We start from the raw sequence: 21,014 nt of genomic DNA, 5'->3' as shown, positions 1-21,014 counted from the left end.
ATAAATCGAACTGATGTACGAATCAAGGCGCGGGCAAGAACTTAAAGGAAAAATTTAAAAAAGGGGATTGACAACGGTGGTTAGTTGATGTAAACTCATACTCACCGAGGAGGTTAGCGAGAGCTAACCGTGAAAAAGACCATAGGCGGACAGACCGCCGTTGGGAGGGAGGAACTATGATGCCGCTGACACTGGCACAGCAGGGCGAACCGGTCACCATCCGGAAAATCACGGGGAAGGATGAACTGCGTCAGCACCTGGCTGAACTGGGCTTTGTTATGGATGCCACGGTGACTGTGGTTAGTAAACTGGGCGGGAACCTGATCGTGCAGGTCAAGGACAGCCGCATTGCCCTGGACCGGAATATGGCCGGACGAATCATGATCTGAGAGGAGCAGAGCAATGAGAACTTTGAAGGACGCCAAGGTGGGGGACACCGTCACGGTAGTACGCCTCCACGGCGAGGGCGCGGTGAAGCGCCGCATCATGGATATGGGCATCACCAAGGGTGTGGCCATCCAGATCCGGAAGGTGGCTCCCCTGGGGGACCCCATGGAGCTGAACGTGCGGGGCTATGAGCTGAGCGTACGCAAAGCCGACGCCGAAATGATTGAGATTGCGTAAGGGCTATTTGGCAGCCCGTAGGGGCGCACACTGTGCGCCCGCCTTCCCATGGGGGAAGGCTATTTTTCAGACTAATGGTTAGCTAACGCTAATCAAGAAGGGAGTAAGAAGATGGAGTTGAAGATCGCGCTGGCGGGCAACCCGAACTGCGGTAAAACCACCCTGTTCAATGCCCTGACCGGCTCCAGCCAATACGTGGGCAACTGGCCTGGCGTGACGGTGGAAAAGAAGGAGGGCAAGCTGAAAGGCCACAAGGATGTGGTGATCCAGGACCTGCCCGGTATCTATTCCCTGTCCCCCTACACCCTGGAAGAGGTGGTGGCCCGGAACTATCTGGTGAACGAGAAGCCGGACGCCATCCTGAATATTGTGGACGGCACCAACATCGAGCGCAACCTGTACCTCACCACCCAGCTCATTGAGCTGGGCATCCCGGTGGTGGTGGCGGTGAACATGATCGACCTGGTGCGCAAGAACGGGGATGTGATCGATCTCCAGAAGCTGGGCAGCGCCCTGGGCTGCCAGGTGGTGGAGATGAGCGCCCTGAAGGGCGAGGGCGGCAAGGAGGCCGCCGAGCGGGCGGTGGTGCTGGCCAAGACCAAGAAGGCCGGCGAGCTGCCCCATGTGTTCACCGGCAGCGTGGAGCACGCCATTGCCCACATTGAGGAGTCCATCGCCGACCTGGTGGAGGAGCGCTATCTCCGCTGGTACGCCATCAAGGTCTTTGAGCGAGACGAGAAGGTGCTGGAGACCCTCAACCTCACCGGCGAGCTGAAGGAGCATCTGGAGGCCCACATTGCCGACTGCGAGCGGGAACTGGACGACGACGCCGAGAGCATCATCACCAACCAGCGCTACGTCTACATCAGCTCCGTGGTGGGCAAGGCCGTGAAAAAGAAGAAGGCCGCCCATTCCATGACCACCTCCGACAAGATCGACCGGGTGGTGACCAACCGCATCCTGGCTCTGCCCATCTTTGTGGCGGTGATGATCCTGGTGTACGCCATCGCCATGGGCGGCAGCGCCTTTGCGCTGGGCACCAGGGCCACCGAGTGGGCCAACGATGGACTGTTCGGCGACGGCTGGTTTGTCCCCTTCACCGCCGACACCGAGGCCTGGGAAGAGGCCTCCGGCGCCTGGGAGGAGGCTTCCACCATGATCGCGGGCTATGAGGCCGGCGACAGCGAGGTCTACTTCTACGATGACGAGACCGGCGAGACCACCGTGGTGCCCGTCACCGAGGAGGCCTATCAGGCCGCCCTCCAGGTGTCCGAGCCCGATCCCAACGACTACGGCACCTGGGTACCCGGCATCCCTGTACTGGCCGAGGGCGCGCTTACTGCCATCAACGCTCACCCGGTGCTCCAGTCCCTGATCCTGGACGGCATCATCGGCGGCGTAGGGGCCGTGCTGGGCTTCGTGCCCCAGATGCTGGTGCTCTTCCTGCTGCTGGCCATTCTGGAGGACGTGGGCTATATGGCCCGTATCGCCTTCATCATGGACCGGATCTTCCGCCGCTTCGGCCTGTCCGGCAAGAGCTTCATCCCCATGCTGGTGGCTACCGGCTGCGGCGTGCCCGGCATCATGGCCTCCCGCACCATTGAGCAGGAGCGGGACCGGCGCATGACCATCATGACCACCGGCTTCATCCCCTGCGGCGCCAAAATGCCCATCATTGCCCTCTTTGCCGGAGCCCTGTTCGGCGGCTCCGCCTGGGTGGCTACCTCCGCCTACTTCATCGGTGTGGCGGCGGTGGTGATCTCCGGCATCATTCTGAAGAAAACGAAGGGTTTCGCCGGTGATCCCGCCCCCTTCGTTATGGAGCTGCCCGCCTACCACGCCCCCGCTGCCGGCAATGTGCTGCGGGCCATGTGGGAGCGTGGCTGGTCCTTCATCAAGCGGGCCGGTACCGTCATCCTGCTTTCTTCCATCATTCTGTGGTTCCTCCAGGGCTTCGGCTTTGTGGACGGCGTGTTCCAGATGGTGGAGGACAACAACGACTCCCTGCTGGCCGCTGTGGGCCACGCCGTGTCCTTTATCTTTGCGCCCCTGGGCTTCGGCTTCTGGGAGGCCACCGTGGCGGTGGTCACCGGCCTCATCGCCAAGGAGGAGGTTGTTTCCACCTTCGGCGTGCTCTTCCCGGGCAACCTGACCGTGGATATGGCTGCCGCCTTCACTGCCATTTCCGCCTACTCCTTCATGATCTTTAACCTGCTGTGCGCCCCCTGCTTCGCCGCCATGGGCGCCATCAAGCGGGAGATGAACAGCCCCAAGTGGACCCTGGCCGCCATCGGCTATATGTGCGGCTTTGCCTATGTGATCTCCCTCATCGTCTACCAGATCGGCGGACTCATTCTGGGCCAGGTGGCCTTTGGCGTGGGCACTGTGGCCGCCCTCATCTGCCTGGCGGGCCTCATCTACCTGCTGGTGCGCAAGAACAAGTATGAGGAGTCCGGTATCAACCTGCGGGCGGTGGCCGCTGCCAAGTAAGGCGGCCCGCCCATCCCATCAAAGAAAGGAGCATCTTTATGCTACCCACGATTCTCATCAGTCTGGCCATTGCGGCTGTCTGCGCGGCCATTGTGGCCCGGGGCATCCACAACCGGCGCCACGGCAAGAGCAGCTGCTCTTGCGGCGGCTCCTGCGGGAGCTGCGGATGCTCCGGTATGTGCCACCCCGGCCGGGAAGAACCCGCCAAACGCTAGGAAGGAGCATACCATGGAACTGACCAACACCAACATCCGCTATCTGCTGACCATCTATGACCTCTCCCAAGTCCGGCTGGAGGTCTCCTCCAAGGACATTGCCGCGTCGCTGGCGGTCTCCCGGGCGTCGGTCACCAGTATGATGTCCATCCTCATTGACAAAAACCTGGTGGATAAGGAGCGCTACGGCAAGATCCACCTGACCGGCCTGGGCCGGGCACTGGCCCGGGAGCTGGCCGGTCAGGCCGGACGGCTGGCCACCGATCTCCAGACCCGGATGGATCTGTCCGGGGAGGAGGCCTGGAAGGCCGCCTGCGCCGCCGTATCCGAGCTGCCCCGACGCTGCTTCCAGCAGCCCCTGGCGGCGGTGCCCCTGCCTGCCTGAGTTTCCCTCTCTCTTTCCATTCCCCTCATACCGCCCCGCCCGCCGGACATTCCGGCGGGCGGGGACTTTTTGTGCAAAAAGGCGGAGGCGGCAGGCTTGAAATGCCTGCGGCGGGTATGATATAGTATCAGAGTATGTATTTCAGCGGGAGGCGCTTTTTCTTGTTTGACGGACTGTTATTTGATCTGGACGGCACCCTGTGGGATTCGGTGGACTCCATCTGTCTGTCCTGGAACCGGGTGTTGGAGCGGATCGCGCCCCAGTATGCCGGGCAGATCACCCGGCCCCGGCTCATCGGCTGTATGGGGATGCTGCTGCCCGATATTGTGAAGAAGCTGCTGCCCGATTTGGACTGGAAGGAGATCCAGCCCCTGCTGGACGGACTGCTGAAAGAGGAGAACGCCCATGTGGCCCGCCACGGCGGCATCCTCTATCCCCAGGTGCCTGAGACCCTGGAGATCCTGGCCCGGGACTACCCCCTGTTTATCGTCAGCAACTGCCAGGACGGCTACATCGAGGCCTTTTTCCAGGCCCATGGGATGGGGAAGTATTTCACTGACTATGAAAACCCAGGCCGTACCGGCAAGCCCAAGGGGGACAACATTGCCCTGGTGGTACAGCGCAACGGCTTGAAAAAGCCCCTGTACATCGGGGATACCCAGGGAGATTACAACGCCGCCACCCAGGCGGAGGTGCCCTTCCTTCACGCCGCCTACGGCTTCGGCCACATCGACCATGAGGTGCCCCATGTGAATGCTTTTGCGGATATCCCGGCGGCGGTGAAACGGCTCAGTCCGCCGTAAAAACGGGCGGCCATAAGGGCCGCCCCTACGTTGTTTTTTGATATTATTACAAGGAGGAACCATACCTTGTCTCAATACGAATCTGAAATCAAACGGCGCAGAACCTTTGCCATCATTTCCCACCCCGACGCCGGTAAGACCACCCTGACGGAAAAGTTCCTGCTCTACGGCGGAGCCATTGCCCAGGCCGGTCAGGTCAAGGGCAAGAAGAACACCCGTGCCGCCACCTCCGACTGGATGGAGATCGAGAAGCAGCGCGGCATCTCGGTCACCTCTTCCGTCATGCAGTTCCAGTACGAGGGCTACTGCATCAACATCCTGGACACCCCCGGCCACCAGGACTTCTCCGAGGACACCTACCGCACCCTGATGGCCGCCGACTCCGCCGTCATGGTCATCGACGCCGCCAAGGGCGTGGAGGCCCAGACCCGGAAGCTGTTCAAGGTGTGCGCCATGCGGGATATTCCCATCTTTACCTTCATCAACAAGATGGACCGGGAGGCCCGGGACTCCTTCGAGCTGCTGGAAGAGCTGGAGAAGGAGCTGGGCATCGAGACCTACCCCGTCAACTGGCCCATCGGCTGCGGCAAGGATTTTAAGGGCGTGTACGACCGGGGCAGCCGGAAGATCATCCACTTCACCTCCAACGGCGGCGCCAAAGCCGCCACCGCCACCGAGGTGGAGCTGGGGGACCCCAACCTGGACGGACTTATCGGCCAGCGGCTCCATCAGCAGCTCAATGATGAGATCGAGCTGCTGGACGGCGCCGCCGCTGAGTTCGACCTGGACCGGGTGCGCCACGGCAAGCTGTCTCCCGTGTTCTTCGGCTCCGCCCTCACCAACTTCGGCGTGGAGCCCTTCCTGGAGCACTTCCTCCAGATGACCACCGCCCCGCTGCCCCGGAAGGCGGGGGAGGAAGTCATCGACTCCATGGACGACAATTTCTCCGCCTTCGTGTTCAAGATCCAGGCCAACATGAACAAGGCCCACCGGGACCGGATCGCCTTCATGCGCATCGTCTCCGGCAAGTTCGAGGCGGACAAGGAGGTCTACCACGTCCAGGGTGGCAAGAAGATCCGCCTGTCCCGGCCTCAGCAGCTGATGGCTGCCGAGCGGGAGATCATCGAGGAGGCCTACGCCGGCGACATCATCGGCGTGTTTGATCCCGGCATCTTCTCCATCGGTGATACCCTGTGCACCGCCTCCAAGAAGTTCAAGTTTGACCCCATCCCCACCTTCGCCCCCGAGCACTTCAAGCGGGTGCGCTCCCTGGACACCATGAAGCGCAAGCAGTTCCTGAAGGGCATGGAGCAGATCGCCCAGGAGGGCGCCATCCAGATCTTCAAGACCCCCTACTCCGGCATGGAGGAGGTCATTGTGGGCGTGGTGGGTACCCTGCAGTTCGACGTGCTGGAGTACCGGCTGAAGAACGAGTACAACGTGGACCTCTACATGGAGGGTCTGCCCTACGAGTACCTGCGGTGGATCGAGACCGAGGACGGCCAGCCGGTGAAGGAGGAGGACCTGAACCTGGGCACCGACACCAAGCTGGTGGAGGACTACAAGGGTAACCAGCTGCTGCTGTTCGGATCCCAGTGGGCCATCAACTGGACCGAGGAGCGCAACAAGAACCTCACCTTCCACGAGTTTGGCGGCACCAAGTTTTAAAATAAAATGCGGCCCGGAACAAATTCTGTTCCGGGCCGCATTTTTTGTTGTGCTTATTAGGCCTACCGCCTCAGGGAGGCGCTCTCCCGGTACTGGATGGCCTCGGCCAGGTGGTCCACCCCGATGTGCTCCGCCCCATCCAGATCGGCGATGGTGCGGGCCACCCGGAGGATGCGGTCGTAGCTGCGGGCGGTCAGGCCCATGCGGTCGAAGGCCCCTTTCATAAGGGCGGTGCCCGCCTCGTCCAGCCGGCAGAACTGGGAGAGCTCCTGCTGCCCCATATGGGCGTTGCAGTCGGGACCCTCCGGCCCGAAGCGAACGGTTTGGATGGCCCGGGCGGCGTTCACTCTGGCCTTGATAACGGCGGAGGGCTCCGCGTCGGACCGCCGGGACAGCTGGTCAAAGTCCAGAGCGGGTACCTCCACATACAGGTCGATCCGGTCCAGCAGAGGACCCGACAGCCGGCTCAGGTACTTGTCCACCGCCTGGGGGGAGCAGCGGCACCGGTCGGTGCCGTACCAGCCGCATTTGCAGGGGTTCATGGCGCACACCAGCATGAACCGGGCGGGAAAAACCGCCGTGCCCGCTACCCGGCTGATCTGCACCACCCCGTCCTCCAGGGGCTGGCGCAACGTCTCCAGTACCTCCTTATGGAACTCGGGCAGCTCGTCCAGAAAGAGCACCCCGTTGTGGGCCAGGGAGATCTCTCCCGGCCGGGGAGTGGAGCCTCCGCCTGCCATGCCCATGGCGGAGACAGTATGATGGGGGGCCCGGAAGGGCCGCCGGGTGAGCAGGGGCTGGTCCTCGCTGGTCAGACCCATCACCGAGTGGACCTCGGTGCACTCCAGAGCCTCCCGGCGGGTCATGTCGGGCAGGATGGAGGGCAGGCGGCGGGCCAGCATGGACTTGCCCGAGCCCGGCGGGCCAACCATCAAAAGGTTGTGGCCTCCCGCGGCGGCGATCTCCAGAGCCCGCTTGCCGTTCTCCTGGCCCTTCACGTCGGCAAAGTCCAGCTCCGCCTCCACCGAATCCCCCGGCGTCCAGGGGTCGGCGGGGAGGATGGGGGTCTCCTCCCGCAGGTGGGCCACCAACTGGGAGACGCTCTCCACCGGGTAGACGTTCAGCCCAACCGCCAGGGTGGCCTCAGCAGCGGAGGAGGCGGGGACGTACAGATCCTTGATACCCGCCCGAACGGCGGCCAGGGCCATGGGCAGCATACCGGGGATGGGCCGCAGCTGCCCGGACAGGGACAACTCTCCCACGAAGGCGCAGGGGTGGGCCGGCAGGCGGAGCTGCTCTCCCGCCGCCAGGATACCTACCAGGATGGGCAGGTCATATACCGTGCCTCCCTTTTTACGGTCCGCCGGGGCCAGATTGACGGTAATGCGGGAAACCGGGAAGGAGAAGCCGCAGTTTTTGATGGCGGCGCGTACCCGGTCCCGGGCCTCTTTCACCGCCGCGTCGGGCAGGCCTACGATCTCAAAGGCGGGCAGCCCGCCGGACAGGTCGCACTCCGCCCGCACCTCATAGCCTGAGATGCCGGTGAGCCCCAGGGAACGCACTTCACACAGCATGGCCTGTCGCCTTCTTTCCGCCCCGGGCCGCGGCTCCGGGGGCTGTAATCTTATACCATATTAAATTATAGCACATAAGGGCGTCTGCTGCCAGAGCGGAGGGACAGGTACGGGTTGTCTGACAGTCTGCAAAACAGGAGAGAGGGGCTTCCAAAGACGGCAATTTTCCAGAATATGAAGTCTAGTACGGGCGGTTCAGCAGAAAAAAGGGAGTTCTGAATTTTTTTCGAGTAAAAGCGGTAAAACCGGGTGTATTCCTAGGAATTTGAGAATTTGAAGAAAATTTTCATAGATAAGTAAGATTTGATTTACAAACGGTTTGGATGGTGTTACAATGAAGGCGCTCCGGGAAAGTTTCTTTCCGGTAAGCGGGGAAAAAGCCAGGGTAATGGGAATCCGGCCCGGTCTTTGGGAGAGGCGGGGACCGATTCCCATTGCCCTGGAACAACGAACAAGGAGGAATCGTTTCAATGGCTAGAAAGCTGAAATCCATGGACGGTAACACCGCAGCCGCCCACGTGTCTTACGCCTTCACCGAAGTGGCGGGCATCTACCCCATCACTCCGTCCAGCCCCATGGCCGACAACGTGGACCAGTGGGCCGCTCAGGGCCGGAAGAACATTTTCGGCACTACCGTCAACGTGGTGGAGATGCAGTCTGAGGCTGGCGCCGCCGGTACCGTTCACGGCTCCCTGGCCGCCGGTGCCCTGACCACTACTTACACCGCTTCTCAGGGCCTGCTGCTTATGATCCCCAATATGTACAAGCTGGCCGGTGAGCTGATGCCCTGCGTGTTCCACGTGTCCGCCCGTACCGTGGCCACCCACGCGCTGAACATCTTCGGCGATCACTCCGACGTTATGGCCTGCCGCCAGACCGGCTTTGCCATGCTGTGTGAGTCCAATCCCCAGGAGGTTATGGACCTGGGCGCCGTTGCCCACCTGGCCGCCATCAAGGGCCGCGTTCCCTTCCTGAACTTCTTCGACGGCTTCCGTACCTCCCACGAGATCCAGAAGATCGCTATCTGGGACTACGATGACCTGAAGGACATGGTGGACATGGACGCTGTGGAAGCTTTCCGTAAGCGCGCCCTGAACCCCGAGCATCCTGTGATGCGCGGTTCTCACGAGAACGGCGACATCTTCTTCCAGCACCGCGAGGCTGCCAACAAGTACTACGACGCTATCCCCGGCATCGTCGAGGAGTACATGGGCAAGGTCAACGCCAAGCTGGGCACCAACTATCAGCTGTTCAACTACTATGGCGCTCCCGACGCTGACCGCGTCATCATCGCCATGGGTTCCATCTGCGACGTGGCTGAGGAAGTCATCGACTACCTGAACGCTCACGGCGAGAAGGTCGGCCTGGTGAAGGTCCGCCTGTATCGTCCTTTCCGCGCCGACAAGCTGCTGGAGGCCATTCCTGCCACCGCCACCAAGATCGCTGTGCTGGACCGCACCAAGGAGCCCGGCGCTCAGGGCGATCCTCTGTACCTGGATGTGGTTACCGCCTTCGCCAACGCCGGCCGTCAGGCTACCATCATCGGCGGCCGCTACGGTCTGGGCTCCAAGGACACCCCGCCCAGCAACGTGTTCGCCGTGTATGAGGAGCTGACCAAGGATCAGCCCAAGCGTCAGTTCACCGTGGGTATCGTGGACGACGTGACCTTCACCTCTCTGGAGGAGAAGCCCGCTCCCAACACCGCTGCTCCCGGCACCATCGAGTGCAAGTTCTGGGGGCTGGGCGGCGACGGCACCGTGGGCGCCAACAAGAACTCCATCAAGATCATCGGCGACCACACCGACAAGTATGTCCAGGCTTACTTCCAGTATGACTCCAAGAAGACCGGCGGCGTGACCATCAGCCACCTGCGCTTCGGCGATCAGCCCATCCGCGCTCCCTACTACATCAACAAGGCCGACTTCGTGGCCTGCCATGTGCCTGCTTACATTGTCAAGGGCTTCCCCATGGTCCGCGACGTGAAGGACGGCGGCGTGTTCCTGATCAACTGCCAGTGGAGCGATGAGGAGCTGGATCACCATATGCCCGCCGAGGCCAAGCGCTACATCGCCGAGCACAACATCCAGGTCTACACCATCAATGCCATCGACCTGGCCATCGAGATCGGTATGGGCAAGCGTACCAACACCATCCTGCAGTCCGCTTTCTTCAAGCTGGCTAAGGTGATGCCCGAGGCCGAGGCCATCCAGTACATGAAGGACGCCGCTACCCACTCCTACCTGAAGAAGGGCCAGGACGTGGTTGACATGAACCACAAGGCCATCGACGCCGGCGCCACCGCCTTCCACAAGTTCGAGGTGCCCGCCTCCTGGGCTACCGCCGAGGACAAGCCTGTTGCCGAGCACCTGGAGGGCAAGGCCGAGACCGTGAAGATGGTCAAGGAGATCATGGAGCCCGTGGGCCGCATGGACGGCGACAGCCTGCCTGTTTCCGCCTTTGTCAACGGCCACGAGGACGGCACCTTCCAGCAGGGCGCTGCCGCTTACGAGAAGCGCGGCGTGGCCGTGTCCGTGCCCGAGTGGGATGCCTCCAAGTGTATCCAGTGTAACCAGTGCTCCTATGTCTGCCCCCACGCCACCATCCGTCCCTTCGCCCTCACCGAGGAGGAGGCCAAGAACGCCCCCGCTCAGGCGAAGATCGTGGACATCAAGGCCGGCAAGGGCAAGGGCGTGTACAAGTTCGCTCTGGCTGTCAGCCCCCTGGACTGCATGGGCTGCACCGTCTGCGTGAGCACCTGCCCCGTGAAGGCTCTGACCATGAAGCCCCAGGAGTCCCAGGCTGCCGAGCAGGAAGTCTTCGACTACATGGTGGCCAAGGTTGCCCCCAAGGCCGACGTGGAGGATATTGCCACTGTCAAGGGCAGCCAGTTCAAGCAGCCTCTGCTTGAGTTCTCCGGCTCCTGCGCCGGCTGTGCTGAGACCGCCTATGCCCGCCTGATCACTCAGGTGTGCGGCGACCGGATGTTCGTCTCCAACGCCACCGGTTGTTCCTCCATCTGGGGCGGCCCCGCTGCTACCTCTCCCTACACCGTCAACAAGGAGGGCAAGGGTCCCGCTTGGGCCAACTCCCTGTTCGAGGATAACGCCGAGCATGGTCTGGGCCTGTTCCTGGGCCAGAAGGCCATCCGTGACCGCCTGGCTGACCATACCCGCAAGCTGATCGCCCTGGACTACACCGACGAGGGCATCGTGGCTGCCGGCCAGAAGTGGCTGGACACCATGGATGATGGCATTGCCAACGGCGAGGCCGCTAAGGCTTACATCGCCGCCATGGAGGCCGTTATCGGCCAGCGCGAGGGCTGCACCTGCGAGGCCTGCACCCTGGTTCGTGAGATCCTGAAGGAGAAGGAGTACCTGAACAAGAAGTCCGTCTGGATCTTCGGCGGCGACGGCTGGGCCTACGACATCGGTTACGGCGGCCTGGATCACGTCATCGCCTCCGGTGAGGACGTCAACATCTTCGTGTTCGATACCGAGGTGTACTCCAACACCGGCGGACAGGCTTCCAAGTCCTCCAACATCGGCCAGGTGGCTCAGTTCGCCGCTGCCGGTAAGACCCAGCCCAAGAAGAGCCTGGCTGAGATCGCCATGCAGTACGGCTACGTCTATGTGGCTCAGATCGCCATGGGCGCCAATCCCAACCAGACCCTGAAGGCCATCACCGAGGCCGAGGCCTATCATGGTCCTTCCCTGGTCATCGGCTACGCTCCCTGTGAGATGCACTCCATCAAGGGCGGCATGGCCAACTGCCAGCAGGAGATGAAGAAGGCTGTGGACTGCGGCTACTGGAACCTGTTCCGGTACAACCCCGCTCTCAAGGCCGAGGGCAAGAACCCCTTCACTCTGGACTCCAAGGCCCCCGCTGGCGGCTATCAGGAGTTCCTGATGAACGAGGCTCGTTACTCCTCCCTGACCCGTGCCTTCCCCGAGCGCGCCAAGGAGCTCTTCGCTCAGAACGAAGAGGCTGCCAAGGAGCGTTGGGAGCACCTGACCCGTCTGGTGGAGCTGTACAAGTAAGTTTTACCGCCAAGGGCCCCGGGTTTACCCCGGGGCCCTTTCTTGTTTGCGGCCTCTTCGTGGGCCACATCGCAGATGGGGCGGCGCTATGCGCCGTGCAAGCGTTTTGGGCCTGCGGCCCAAAACCTTGATGCCGGCGGAATTCATTTCCGCCGAACAGATCAAATCAAAGGGTCCCCAACGGGGCTATGGCCCCGTTGGGCCTGGCCGCCAAGGAGCGTTGGGAGCACCTGTTGGGAACCCATGGGCAGTCGAACCGTGTGACTGTCCATGGGAGAGGAGACACAGCGGAACGAGGGAGCTTTGCCGTATGCGGCGAAGCGAGGGATGTGGAGCTTGTGTTGACGAGGTGGAGCTGTACAAGTAATTGATCACCAAAAAGACCCCCGGGCAACAGCCCGGGGGTCTTTTTATTCTGCCCTGTGAAGCAAAAAACTGGAACAATCCACTCAGATGTATCATGCTTTAGTAAAATTATGGATTTGCAGCTGGGATATACCAAAAAGGACTGTAAAAATGAGCGTAGATGTGTTATATTTTTAGCGTCAGCAAATTTTGCCTCTGCATTGAGCACGCAGATCTCTGAAGTGGCAGGGGCTTTGTCATTCGGATCATATGTGAAAGGGAGAATTAGAATGGCACGGGAAAAATCGGACTCCGCGAACGTAAAAAAGGCTGCGGCTGAAAAGAAGCCTGTGGAAAAGGAGATTCCCGCCGCAGTAAGCCCCGCCTCCACTGCGAAGGAGGCTGCGCCTGCCCCGGAAAAGACAGCCGCCGCAAAGAAAAAGACGGCTCCTGCCGCGAAAGAGGCTGAGCCCGCCCCAAAGGCGGCCCCTGCCGCCAAAGAAGCCGAGCCTGTCAAAAAGGCGGCCCCTGCCACGAAGGAAACTGAGCCTGCCAAGAAGACGGCCCCCGTGGCAAAGGAAGCTGAGCCTGCCAAGAAGGCGGCTCCTGCCGCGAAGGAAGCCGAGCCTGCCAAAAAGGCAGCCCCCACCGCGAAAAAAGCGGAGCCTGCTAAAAAGACGGCCTCCACCGCGAAAAAGGCCGAACCCGCCAAAAAGACGGCGGCTACCAAGAAGAAGGCCGCCTCTGCCGACAAGCGGAAGGCAAAGGCTCCTGTGGTCGAGCCGGAAAGCACCCCTGCGGTGGCGGAGCCTGCCCCGGTGATGGAAGAGCCCAACCTGCCCCGCCGGAGCGTGGCCTTCATCGGCTCGGAGTGCCATCCCTTTGTAAAGACAGGCGGTCTGGGAGATGTGATGTACGCCCTGCCCCGGGAGCTGGCCCGGCTGAACTGTGACGTCCGGGTGATCCTGCCCCGCTATGCCTGCATTCCCCAGGAGTATCAGAACAAGATGATCTACCGCGGCGAATTCTACATGGACCTGGGCAACACCGGCCGCAGCTACTATGTGGGGATCATGGAGTACATCTGGGACGGCGTGGTGTACGACTTCATTGACAACGAGGAGTTCTTCTCCTGGGGCAATCCCTATACCAATCTGGTGGACGATATCCCCAAGTACTGCTTTTTCAGCAAGGCCGCCCTGGCTGCCCTGAACTACATGAACTGGATTCCCGACGTGGTCCACTGCCACGACTGGCAGGCGGCTCTGGTGCCGGTGTATCTGCGTACCCTGTTCAAGGATTCCCCGGTGGGCCGGGCCAGATCGGTAATCACCATCCACAACCTCCGCTTCCAGGGCGTGTACAATATCCCCACCATCAAGTACTGGTCTGGTCTGCCTGACGAGGCCTTCGGCATGGGCGCGTTGAAGCAGGACTGGGTGGAGGCCAATATGCTAAAAGGCGGCCTGGCCTACGCCGACCGGATCACCACCGTCAGCGGTACCTACGCCTGGGAGATCCAGACCAGTGAGTACGGCGAGCGGCTGGAGGATCACCTGCGCTATCACAGCCACAAGCTCCGGGGCATTGTCAACGGTATTGACTACGGTATGTGGAACCCGGAGACCGACCCCGCCCTGGCGGAAAACTACAGTCTGGGCAACGTGCTTGACCACAAGATGGCCAACAAGCTGGCCCTCCAGAAGGAACTGGGCCTGGAGCAGGACACCGGCAAATTTGTCATTGGACTGATTTCCCGGCTCACCAACCAGAAGGGCCTGGATCTGGTCAACGCCATCGTTCCCCAGGTACTGGACGGCAACACCCAGGTGGTGGTGCTGGGTACTGGTGACAAACAGTATGAGGACGCCTTCCGGGCCTATGAAGGGAGCTACAAGGGCACCTTTAGCGCCTGCATCCAGTATGACGAGGGGAGAGCCCACCGTATTTATGCCGGTGCGGACGCCCTGCTGGTGCCCTCCCGCTTTGAGCCCTGCGGTCTGACCCAACTCAACGCCATGCACTATGGCACCCTGCCCATCGTTCGTGAGACCGGCGGACTGAAGGATACCGTAGAGCCCTACAACGAGTTCAATGGCGAGGGCAACGGCTTCACCTTTGACCGGTATGACGCCGGTCTGCTGCTGGACGCCATCAACCGGGCCAAGTCGCTTTACTTCAACAACCGTTACCATTGGGACGAGGTGGTCCAGCGGGATATGGCCAAGGACGTCTCCTGGGAGAAGTCTGCCCGCCAGTACAAGGACCTGTACCTGGAACTGACTCAGTGGTAAAGTTCTGAAAAGAAGAAATAGAAACCGGTCCATAAGAAAAGGCCCCCTGATGCAGGACACTGCATCAGGGGGCCTTGCTGTCAAACTGCTTGTGGCGGCATATGGGGAAAAGGGGGCTTAAACATTGAAGCGGAAGAGGACGATATCGCCGTCCTTCATGACGTACTCCTTGCCCTCGGACCGGACCAGGCCCTTTTCCTTGGCGCCATTCATGGAGCCGCAGGCCATCAGGTCGTCAAAGTTGACCACCTCGGCCCGGATGAAGCCACGCTCAAAGTCGGTGTGGATCTTACCGGCAGCCTGGGGAGCCTTGGTGCCCTTCTTGATGGTCCAGGCACGGCACTCGTCCTCGCCGGAGGTGAGGAAGGAGATCAGACCCAGCAGGGCGTAGCTGGCCTTGATGAGCCGGTCCAGGCCGGACTCGGCGATGCCCAGGTCGTCCAGGAACATCTTCTTCTCGTCGGCGTCCAGCTCGGCGATCTCGGCCTCCAGCTTGGCACACACGGGGATGACCTGAGCGCCCTCCTTGGCGGCCAGATCCTCCACGATCTTGTAGTAAGCGTTGCTGTGGCAGTCGGCAAAGCCGTCCTCGTCCAGGTTGGCGGCGTAGATGATGGGCTTCAGGGAGAGCAGCTCGGCGGTGGCGATGATGGCGGCGTCGTCCTCGTCGCACTCGAAGGAGCGGGCGGAGTTGCCGTCGTTGAGCCAGTCCTTCAGAGCGGTGAACACCTCCACCTCCCGCAGGTACTTCTTGTCGCCCTTGGCGGCCTTCTGGGCCTTGTCGATGCGGCGCTCTACCATCTCCACGTCGGCCATGATGAGCTCGATGTCGATGACGCCGATATCCCCGGCGGGGTCCACCGGCACGTTGGTGCTGGTGTCGGCCACCACGTGCATGATGTTCTCGTCGTCAAAGCAGCGCACCACATGGACGATGGCGTCGCACTCCCGGATGTTGGCCAGGAATTTGTTGCCCAGACCCTGGCCCTGGCTGGCGCCCTTGACCAGACCGGCGATGTCCACGAACTCCACCACGGCGGGGGTGGTCTTTTTGGGGTGGTACATCTCGGTCAGCGCGTCCAGACGAGCGTCGGGCACAGCCACCACGCCCACGTTGGGGTCGATGGTGCAGAAGGGGTAGTTGGCGCTCTCAGCACCGGCATTGGTGATGGCGTTGAAAAGGGTCGATTTGCCCACGTTGGGCAGGCCCACGATACCTAATTTCATCGGTTAAATACCCTCTTTCGGCATATTAGCCCAAGTATTATATCGTATCCCCGGCCAAATTACAAGTGCTGGGGCAGGAACTCTTGCCCCGGTTGCCTTTCCGGCCGGTTTGTGCTACCATACAGGAGAAGGAGACAGGAAAACCTGCCGGTATATTTTCGGCATTGTATCACGGTTTACATTCTTTTTTTCTTTGCCCTGTCATACTGAATACAAGCAATGAAACTGCAAGGAGGCCATTCTGATGAAGGAATATCCTGTTCAGCGTGCCGCAGTGGGCAAGCCCAAGCCCGATCCCTCCACGCTGGTGTTTGGCAGAACCTTTACCGACCATATGTTTTTGATGGACTATACCGCCGGCCAGGGCTGGCACGACGGGCGCATCGTTCCCTACGGCCCCATTGCCCTGGACCCCTCCGCCATGGTGTTCCATTATGCCCAGGAGGTCTTTGAGGGCCTGAAGGCCTACCGTTCTCCCGATGGTACCATTCAGCTCTTCCGTCCCACCGAGAACATCAAGCGCATCAACTCCTCCTGTGAGCGTATGTGCATCCCGCCCCTGGATGAGGAGGACGCCCTGGCCGCCATTGAGCAGCTGGTGCGGCTGGAGGCGGACTGGGTGCCCGATCAGCCCGGCACCTCCCTGTATATCCGCCCCTTCATCATCGCCACTACCCCCACTCTGGGAGTCCACGCCGCCCATGATTATATCTTCGCCATCATCACCTGCCCTGTGGGAGCCTACTATGCCGAAGGCATCAATCCGGTGAAAATCTATGTGGAGAGCGAGGATGTCCGCGCCGTCAAGGGCGGCACCGGCTACACCAAGTGCGGCGGCAACTATGCCGCCTCCATCCGGGCCGGCGAGCGGGCCGAGCAGAAGGGCTACGCCCAGGTGCTGTGGCTGGACGGCGTACACCGCAAGTATATTGAAGAAGTGGGCTCCATGAACGTCATGTTCCAGATCGGGGACACGGTGGTCACCCCCATGCTCACCGGCTCCGTGCTGCCCGGCATCACCCGCAAGTCCTGCATTGAACTGCTCAAGAGCTGGGGCCTGAAGGTGGAGGAGCGGCTCATCACCGCGGAGGAGCTCTTCGAGGCGGGCGCCAACGGCACCCTGAAGGAGGCCTGGGGCACCGGTACCGCTGCTGTCATCTCTCCCATCGGCGAGATGGGCTGGGAGGACAAGCACGTTGTGGTCAATGGCGGCAAGATCGGCCCCCTGGCCCAGAAGCTGTATGACACCCTCACCGGTATCCAGTGGGGGACCCAGCCCGATCCCTATGGCTGGGTGGTCAAGCTGTAATCCTGATTTCTTCTTTACCTTCCTATACCTTCCCAGGCAGAGAGGCGGGACCCCTGGACCCGCCTCTCTGCCGCTTTCTTGGAAACATATGACGTTTTCCTATAGATTTGTTTAGCTTTCTTCCCCTGGCCGGGCCGCTGTGGTACAATCGCCCCATTATGCCAGCCCTACGGGCTGAGAAAACGAGGTGTTTCCCATGAAGCGATCCAACCGCCAATTACCGCTGCTTTTGCTTCCAATATTGATCCTGTCGGCCTGTGCCAAACCCGGGGCAGCCCCCGCCGTTGACCCGAAGGTCCGGGCTGAGGCCGCTCGGCTGGCTTCCGTTCAACTGGGGCAGCTGGAACAGAGACTGACCGACCAGGAGCGGACTCAGGTCCTGGACCTGCTGGAGCAGCTGGTGCCCCTGCGGCAGACCCGGGCCCAGACCGGCCGGTGGGCCCTCTTCCCCCAGGAGGAGGAGCTGGTGGGCCAGCTCAACCAGCTGTATGAGGACTACACCCAGCGCTATCTGGAGGAGCCGGAGGCCCCGGAGGGCGAGGAGGACCCTCCCGCCCTGGCCCGGTACGACATCGGCGCCGACGGCGGACTGACCCCGGTGGAGGGGGAGGACAGCTACCGGCCCCTGTGGGACCAGGTGCGGGCCCTGCTGCCCGAGGGCAGCCTGGATGCCTTTCAACACTTTACCGTCTTTACCGACGGGCCGGACAACATCCTGGCCTATGTGGTGCCGGCGGATGAGGAGGGCGTTCAGTGGGAGCTGGCAGTGGACGCCCAGGACACCGAAGACCCGGAGGAATTTACCGAGACGGTATACCATGAGTACGCCCATTATCTGACCCTGAACGACAAGCAGGTGACCTACGGCGCGCCCAAGCGCTACGACTGCTACGGGGAGAACGACCTGGTAAGCAACCCGGACTCCTACCTCAATGCCTTCTACCAGCGCTTCTGGAAGGACTATCTGGATGACCGGCTGGCTGACCCGGAGAGCATCAACTTCTATCTGCGGCATGAGGACGACTTTATCACCAGCTACGCCGCCACCAGCCCCTCCGAGGACATTGCCGAGTGCTTCTCCTACTTTGTGCTCTACGATAAGCCCACCGGAACGTCGGTGTGGGAGCAGAAGCAGAACTTTTTCTACGACTATCCGGAACTGGTGGCCTTCCGGGACCAGGCCCGGGCCAAACTGGGGCTGTAAGTTTTACCGGGTCAGTTTCCGGAACCCGGCGGGGGCCTCCGCCCGGAAGATGCGCTCCTCCCCGGTGAAGGGGTCGGTGAGTACCAGCTCATGGGCGTGGAGGCACAGCCGACCCAGAGGATCGGTGGCGGCTCCGTAGTCCCGGTCTCCGGCTACCGGACAGCCCAGCTCGCTGAGGTGGGCCCGGATCTGGTTTTTCCGGCCGGTGTCCAGATCGATCTCCAGAAGGGCGTATTCCTTTCCGGCGCTGACCATGGTATAATGGGTTATCGCTTCCTTACCGCCGGAGCGCACCGAGTATACCTTGTGGGCGGCGTTCTCCCGCAGCAGGGTACGGATGGTATCCGAGTCCTTCGGAGGCCTGCCCTCCACCACCGCCAGATAGCCCCGGCGGCCCACCAGCTTGTCCCAGTTGTCCTGGAAGGCCCGCTTGGTCCCCTCGTCCTTGGCGAAGAGGAGCACGCCGGAGGTGGCCCGGTCCAGCCGGTGGACAATGAAGATCCGGTTCCGGGGATCGGCCTTGCGGACGTAGTCGGTGGCCATGTGGTAGGCGGTGCGCACCTTCTCCTTGTCGGTGGCCATGCTCAGCAGACCGGCGGGTTTTTCGATGACCAGCAGCCTGCCGTCCTCGTAGAGGATGGGGAAGGGGGCCTTTTTGTCTCCCGCGCCCTGAGGAAGCACCACCACCGTCTGCCCCGGCAAGAGAGGATGGTCGTGGCGGGTGACGGTCTTGCCGTCCACCTGGACCTGGCCCCGGGTGAGCAGGGACTTGACGCTGTTGCGGCTTTTGCCGGTCACATGGGCCAGCAGGAAGGGGAGCAGGGTGTCCTGCTCGTCTACGGAATAGCGTTTTTCTTGCATATTTTCACATCCATTCAGGAGGTTTTGTCAATGAATGACGTTTTGCATCAGCTTCGGGACCGCAAATCGGTGCGGGCCTATCTGGAAAAGCCCATTGCCCCCGACGACAAGCGGGCCATCCTGGAGGCCGCCTGCGCCGCCCCCACGGCGGGCAACCAGCAGCTGTACACCATTCTGGACATTACCGACCAGAAGCTGAAGGATACCCTGGCGGAGACCTGCGACCACCAGCCCTTTATCGCCCAGGCGCCTCTGGTGCTCATCTTCTGCGCCGACTGTCAGAAGTGGTACGACGCCTTTGACGCTGGCGGCTGCCAGCCCCGGAAGCCGGGGGTGGGAGACCTGCTGCTGGCCTGCTCCGATGCCAACATCGCCGCCCAGAACGCCGTTACCGCTGCCTGGAGCCTGGGCATCGGCTCCTGCTACATCGGGGACGTGATGGAGCAGTGCGAGACCCACCGGCAGCTGCTCAACCTGCCGGACTATGTGTTCCCCGCGGCCATGGTGGTGTTCGGCTACCCCACCGCCCAGCAGCAGAGCCGGGAGAAGCCCCGCCGCCGGGCCCTGCCCTACATGGTTCATGAAAACGGCTATCGCCGGATGAACGCCGGGGAGCTGGAGCGGATGCTGGCTGATAACGCGGGCCAGCGGCCCTATGCTGACTGGCTGAAAGCCTTTTGCGACCGAAAGTACAACTCCGACTTCTCCCGGGAGATGACCCGGTCGGTGGAGGAGTATCTGAAGAACTTTAAGGAGTAACTTACACCAGCTGCTCCAGCACCCGCCGCAGCAGGTCCGCCGCCCCCACCTGGTAGCCGCAGCAGGCGTAAGCCGCCCGGCCCTCCTGGTCCCGTACCACCGCCAGAGGCGGCTTGTCCGGGTCCAGACCCAGATGGCGGGCCACCGTCTCCACCTGATAGCCCCACTCGGAATAGACCAGCTGTACCTGGGGCCATTTGTCCAGCAGCCCCGCCAGGGTGGCCTGCTGTTCCGCGCCGGGCCGCCGCAGGAAAAAGACCACGTCCCCGTCCAGGGCCTGAAATGCGGGCAGGGCGGCGGAGAGTTCATTTAAAATATGTTCCGTGGGTTCCGCCCCCTCCTCCAGCCAGAGGAGGAGGGCGGCTTTTTCATGGGCTCCGGCCAGCTCCGCCAGAGGCAGGTCCCGGGGGGAGATGAGGTCGTCCACCGAGCAGTCCCGCAGCACCAGCGGGATTTCCTGTTCCTGCTCCGCCTCCAGGGTGAACTCCAGGCGGCTTGCAAACTGGTCCCCCGCCGGCAGCCGCAGGGCGGTGAGCACCCGGTAGCGTCCGGCGGGCAGGGTGACATTCAGCTTGTTTTTGTGCCAGGCCCGGTCGGTCAGCCTGAGGGGTTTCCACATTTCCCCCGTCCAGAAGTCCAGCGACCAGTTCTGCCGGTAGAGAAAGCGCTCCACCGGGGCCTTCCGGAAGGTGACTTTTCCACATTCCTCCGGCTCCTTGGGGACAAATTTCCCGTTTTGCCACACCAGCACCGCCCCGTCCAGGGGGCGCAGCAGGGCAGGCACCCCCTGCTGCCGCAGGGCAATGACCTCACCCACCACGCCGGGCTGGGGGATGGACCAGTCGGTGAGACGCTCAAAGGCCACCCGGGGGCAGAGCACAAACCGCCGGAACACCTCCGCCGGGTACCGGTCCGCCCAGGGCCGGGCCCGCTGCAAATGGACCTCCAGCAGGTCTGCCGTCACATCCCGCAGGTCCTTGTCGGACAGGGAGGAGAGGAGAGCGGGGCGCAGCGGGTCATGATCCCTGCTGAGAAAGGCATAGATCTCCCCAAAATTGCCCCGGGCCTTTTGAAGCAGCTCCCGCTGCTGGGGGTAGTTTTGGGCCTTCTCCTCATCCCAATAGCCCGCCATCCGCGCCTGCCGCTTGGCGGTCCCTGCCGCCAGTACCGCAGCCCGTTCCTGGCGCTGGGCCTGATCCAGAGGGGCGGGGTTGACGGG

The 21,014-nt window shown here is 61.8% G+C and carries 15 protein-coding genes and 1 pseudogene; 12 read left to right on the top strand and 4 right to left on the bottom strand.

Annotated features, from left to right (window positions below; all coding sequences use genetic code 11):
- Positions 1–176: 176 nt before the first annotated feature.
- From B5E56_RS12725 to B5E56_RS12700, 7 genes are all read left to right on the top strand, one after another.
- Positions 177–389, top strand: a complete 213-nt coding sequence (locus tag B5E56_RS12725; RefSeq protein ID WP_087188431.1) for a FeoA family protein — start codon at positions 177–179, stop codon at positions 387–389.
- A gap of 13 nt (positions 390–402) precedes the next feature.
- Entirely contained in the window at positions 403–624 is a 222-nt protein-coding gene (locus B5E56_RS12720; protein ID WP_087188430.1) for a FeoA family protein, read from the top strand.
- A 111-nt stretch (positions 625–735) separates the two neighbouring features.
- The gene (locus B5E56_RS12715; RefSeq protein ID WP_087390753.1) at positions 736–3,114 is read left to right on the top strand and encodes a ferrous iron transporter B; all 2,379 of its coding nucleotides are present in this window, start codon (positions 736–738) and stop codon (positions 3,112–3,114) included.
- Positions 3,115–3,152: 38 nt separating this feature from the next.
- On the top strand, positions 3,153–3,329 hold the full coding sequence (locus tag B5E56_RS14500; protein WP_143383172.1) for a FeoB-associated Cys-rich membrane protein: 177 nt from the start codon (positions 3,153–3,155) through the stop codon (positions 3,327–3,329).
- 13 nt (positions 3,330–3,342) lie between these two features.
- Entirely contained in the window at positions 3,343–3,714 is a 372-nt protein-coding gene (locus tag B5E56_RS12710; RefSeq protein ID WP_087188427.1) for a metal-dependent transcriptional regulator, read from the top strand.
- 161 nt (positions 3,715–3,875) lie between these two features.
- Positions 3,876–4,517 (top strand): HAD family hydrolase, encoded by a 642-nt coding sequence (locus B5E56_RS12705; protein WP_242958972.1) that lies wholly within the window; start codon positions 3,876–3,878, stop codon positions 4,515–4,517.
- A gap of 66 nt (positions 4,518–4,583) precedes the next feature.
- Positions 4,584–6,185 carry a peptide chain release factor 3 gene (locus tag B5E56_RS12700; RefSeq protein ID WP_087390747.1) on the top strand — a complete coding sequence of 534 codons (1,602 nt, stop codon included), beginning with the start codon at positions 4,584–4,586 and terminating at the stop codon, positions 6,183–6,185.
- Between the two features lie 62 nt (positions 6,186–6,247).
- Here B5E56_RS12700 and B5E56_RS12695 read toward each other — a convergent pair whose 3' ends face one another.
- Positions 6,248–7,759 (bottom strand): YifB family Mg chelatase-like AAA ATPase, encoded by a 1,512-nt coding sequence (locus tag B5E56_RS12695; protein ID WP_087390744.1) that lies wholly within the window; start codon positions 7,757–7,759, stop codon positions 6,248–6,250.
- 470 nt (positions 7,760–8,229) lie between these two features.
- Between B5E56_RS12695 and nifJ the strand changes: the two genes are divergently transcribed.
- Both nifJ and B5E56_RS12685 read left to right on the top strand, forming a co-directional pair.
- Positions 8,230–11,796, top strand: coding sequence for a pyruvate:ferredoxin (flavodoxin) oxidoreductase (nifJ, locus tag B5E56_RS12690; RefSeq protein ID WP_087390741.1), 3,567 nt, complete (start codon positions 8,230–8,232; stop codon positions 11,794–11,796).
- A gap of 635 nt (positions 11,797–12,431) precedes the next feature.
- The gene (locus tag B5E56_RS12685; RefSeq protein WP_143383171.1) at positions 12,432–14,435 is read left to right on the top strand and encodes a glycogen synthase; all 2,004 of its coding nucleotides are present in this window, start codon (positions 12,432–12,434) and stop codon (positions 14,433–14,435) included.
- A gap of 117 nt (positions 14,436–14,552) precedes the next feature.
- Here B5E56_RS12685 and ychF read toward each other — a convergent pair whose 3' ends face one another.
- Complete coding sequence (gene ychF, locus B5E56_RS12680; protein ID WP_087390738.1) at positions 14,553–15,662, bottom strand: redox-regulated ATPase YchF; 1,110 nt, start codon at positions 15,660–15,662, stop codon at positions 14,553–14,555.
- A gap of 244 nt (positions 15,663–15,906) precedes the next feature.
- Between ychF and B5E56_RS12675 the strand changes: the two genes are divergently transcribed.
- Together B5E56_RS12675 and B5E56_RS12670 are read left to right on the top strand one after the other, a co-directional pair.
- On the top strand, positions 15,907–16,971 hold the full coding sequence (locus B5E56_RS12675; protein WP_087267381.1) for a branched-chain amino acid aminotransferase: 1,065 nt from the start codon (positions 15,907–15,909) through the stop codon (positions 16,969–16,971).
- Positions 16,972–17,167: 196 nt separating this feature from the next.
- A complete protein-coding gene (locus tag B5E56_RS12670; RefSeq protein WP_087390735.1) occupies positions 17,168–18,175 on the top strand; it encodes a hypothetical protein in 1,008 nt (335 codons plus the stop codon).
- A 3-nt stretch (positions 18,176–18,178) separates the two neighbouring features.
- On the opposite strand, the gene B5E56_RS12665 is transcribed toward B5E56_RS12670, so the two are convergent.
- Positions 18,179–19,036 carry an RluA family pseudouridine synthase gene (locus B5E56_RS12665; RefSeq protein WP_087390731.1) on the bottom strand — a complete coding sequence of 286 codons (858 nt, stop codon included), beginning with the start codon at positions 19,034–19,036 and terminating at the stop codon, positions 18,179–18,181.
- Positions 19,037–19,066: 30 nt separating this feature from the next.
- Between B5E56_RS12665 and B5E56_RS12660 the strand changes: the two genes are divergently transcribed.
- Complete coding sequence (locus B5E56_RS12660; protein ID WP_087390728.1) at positions 19,067–19,795, top strand: nitroreductase family protein; 729 nt, start codon at positions 19,067–19,069, stop codon at positions 19,793–19,795.
- Position 19,796: 1 nt separating this feature from the next.
- Here B5E56_RS12660 and B5E56_RS14640 read toward each other — a convergent pair.
- Positions 19,797–21,014, bottom strand: a pseudogene (locus B5E56_RS14640) (hypothetical protein); the annotation flags it as partial.

Origin of the sequence: Flavonifractor sp. An112, from assembly GCF_002161085.1 — a bacterium.
Taxonomy (GTDB): domain Bacteria; phylum Bacillota; class Clostridia; order Oscillospirales; family Oscillospiraceae; genus Flavonifractor; species Flavonifractor avicola.
The sequence above is the reverse complement of the archived record's forward strand: the minus strand, read 5'-3'. Positions and strand labels throughout refer to the sequence as shown.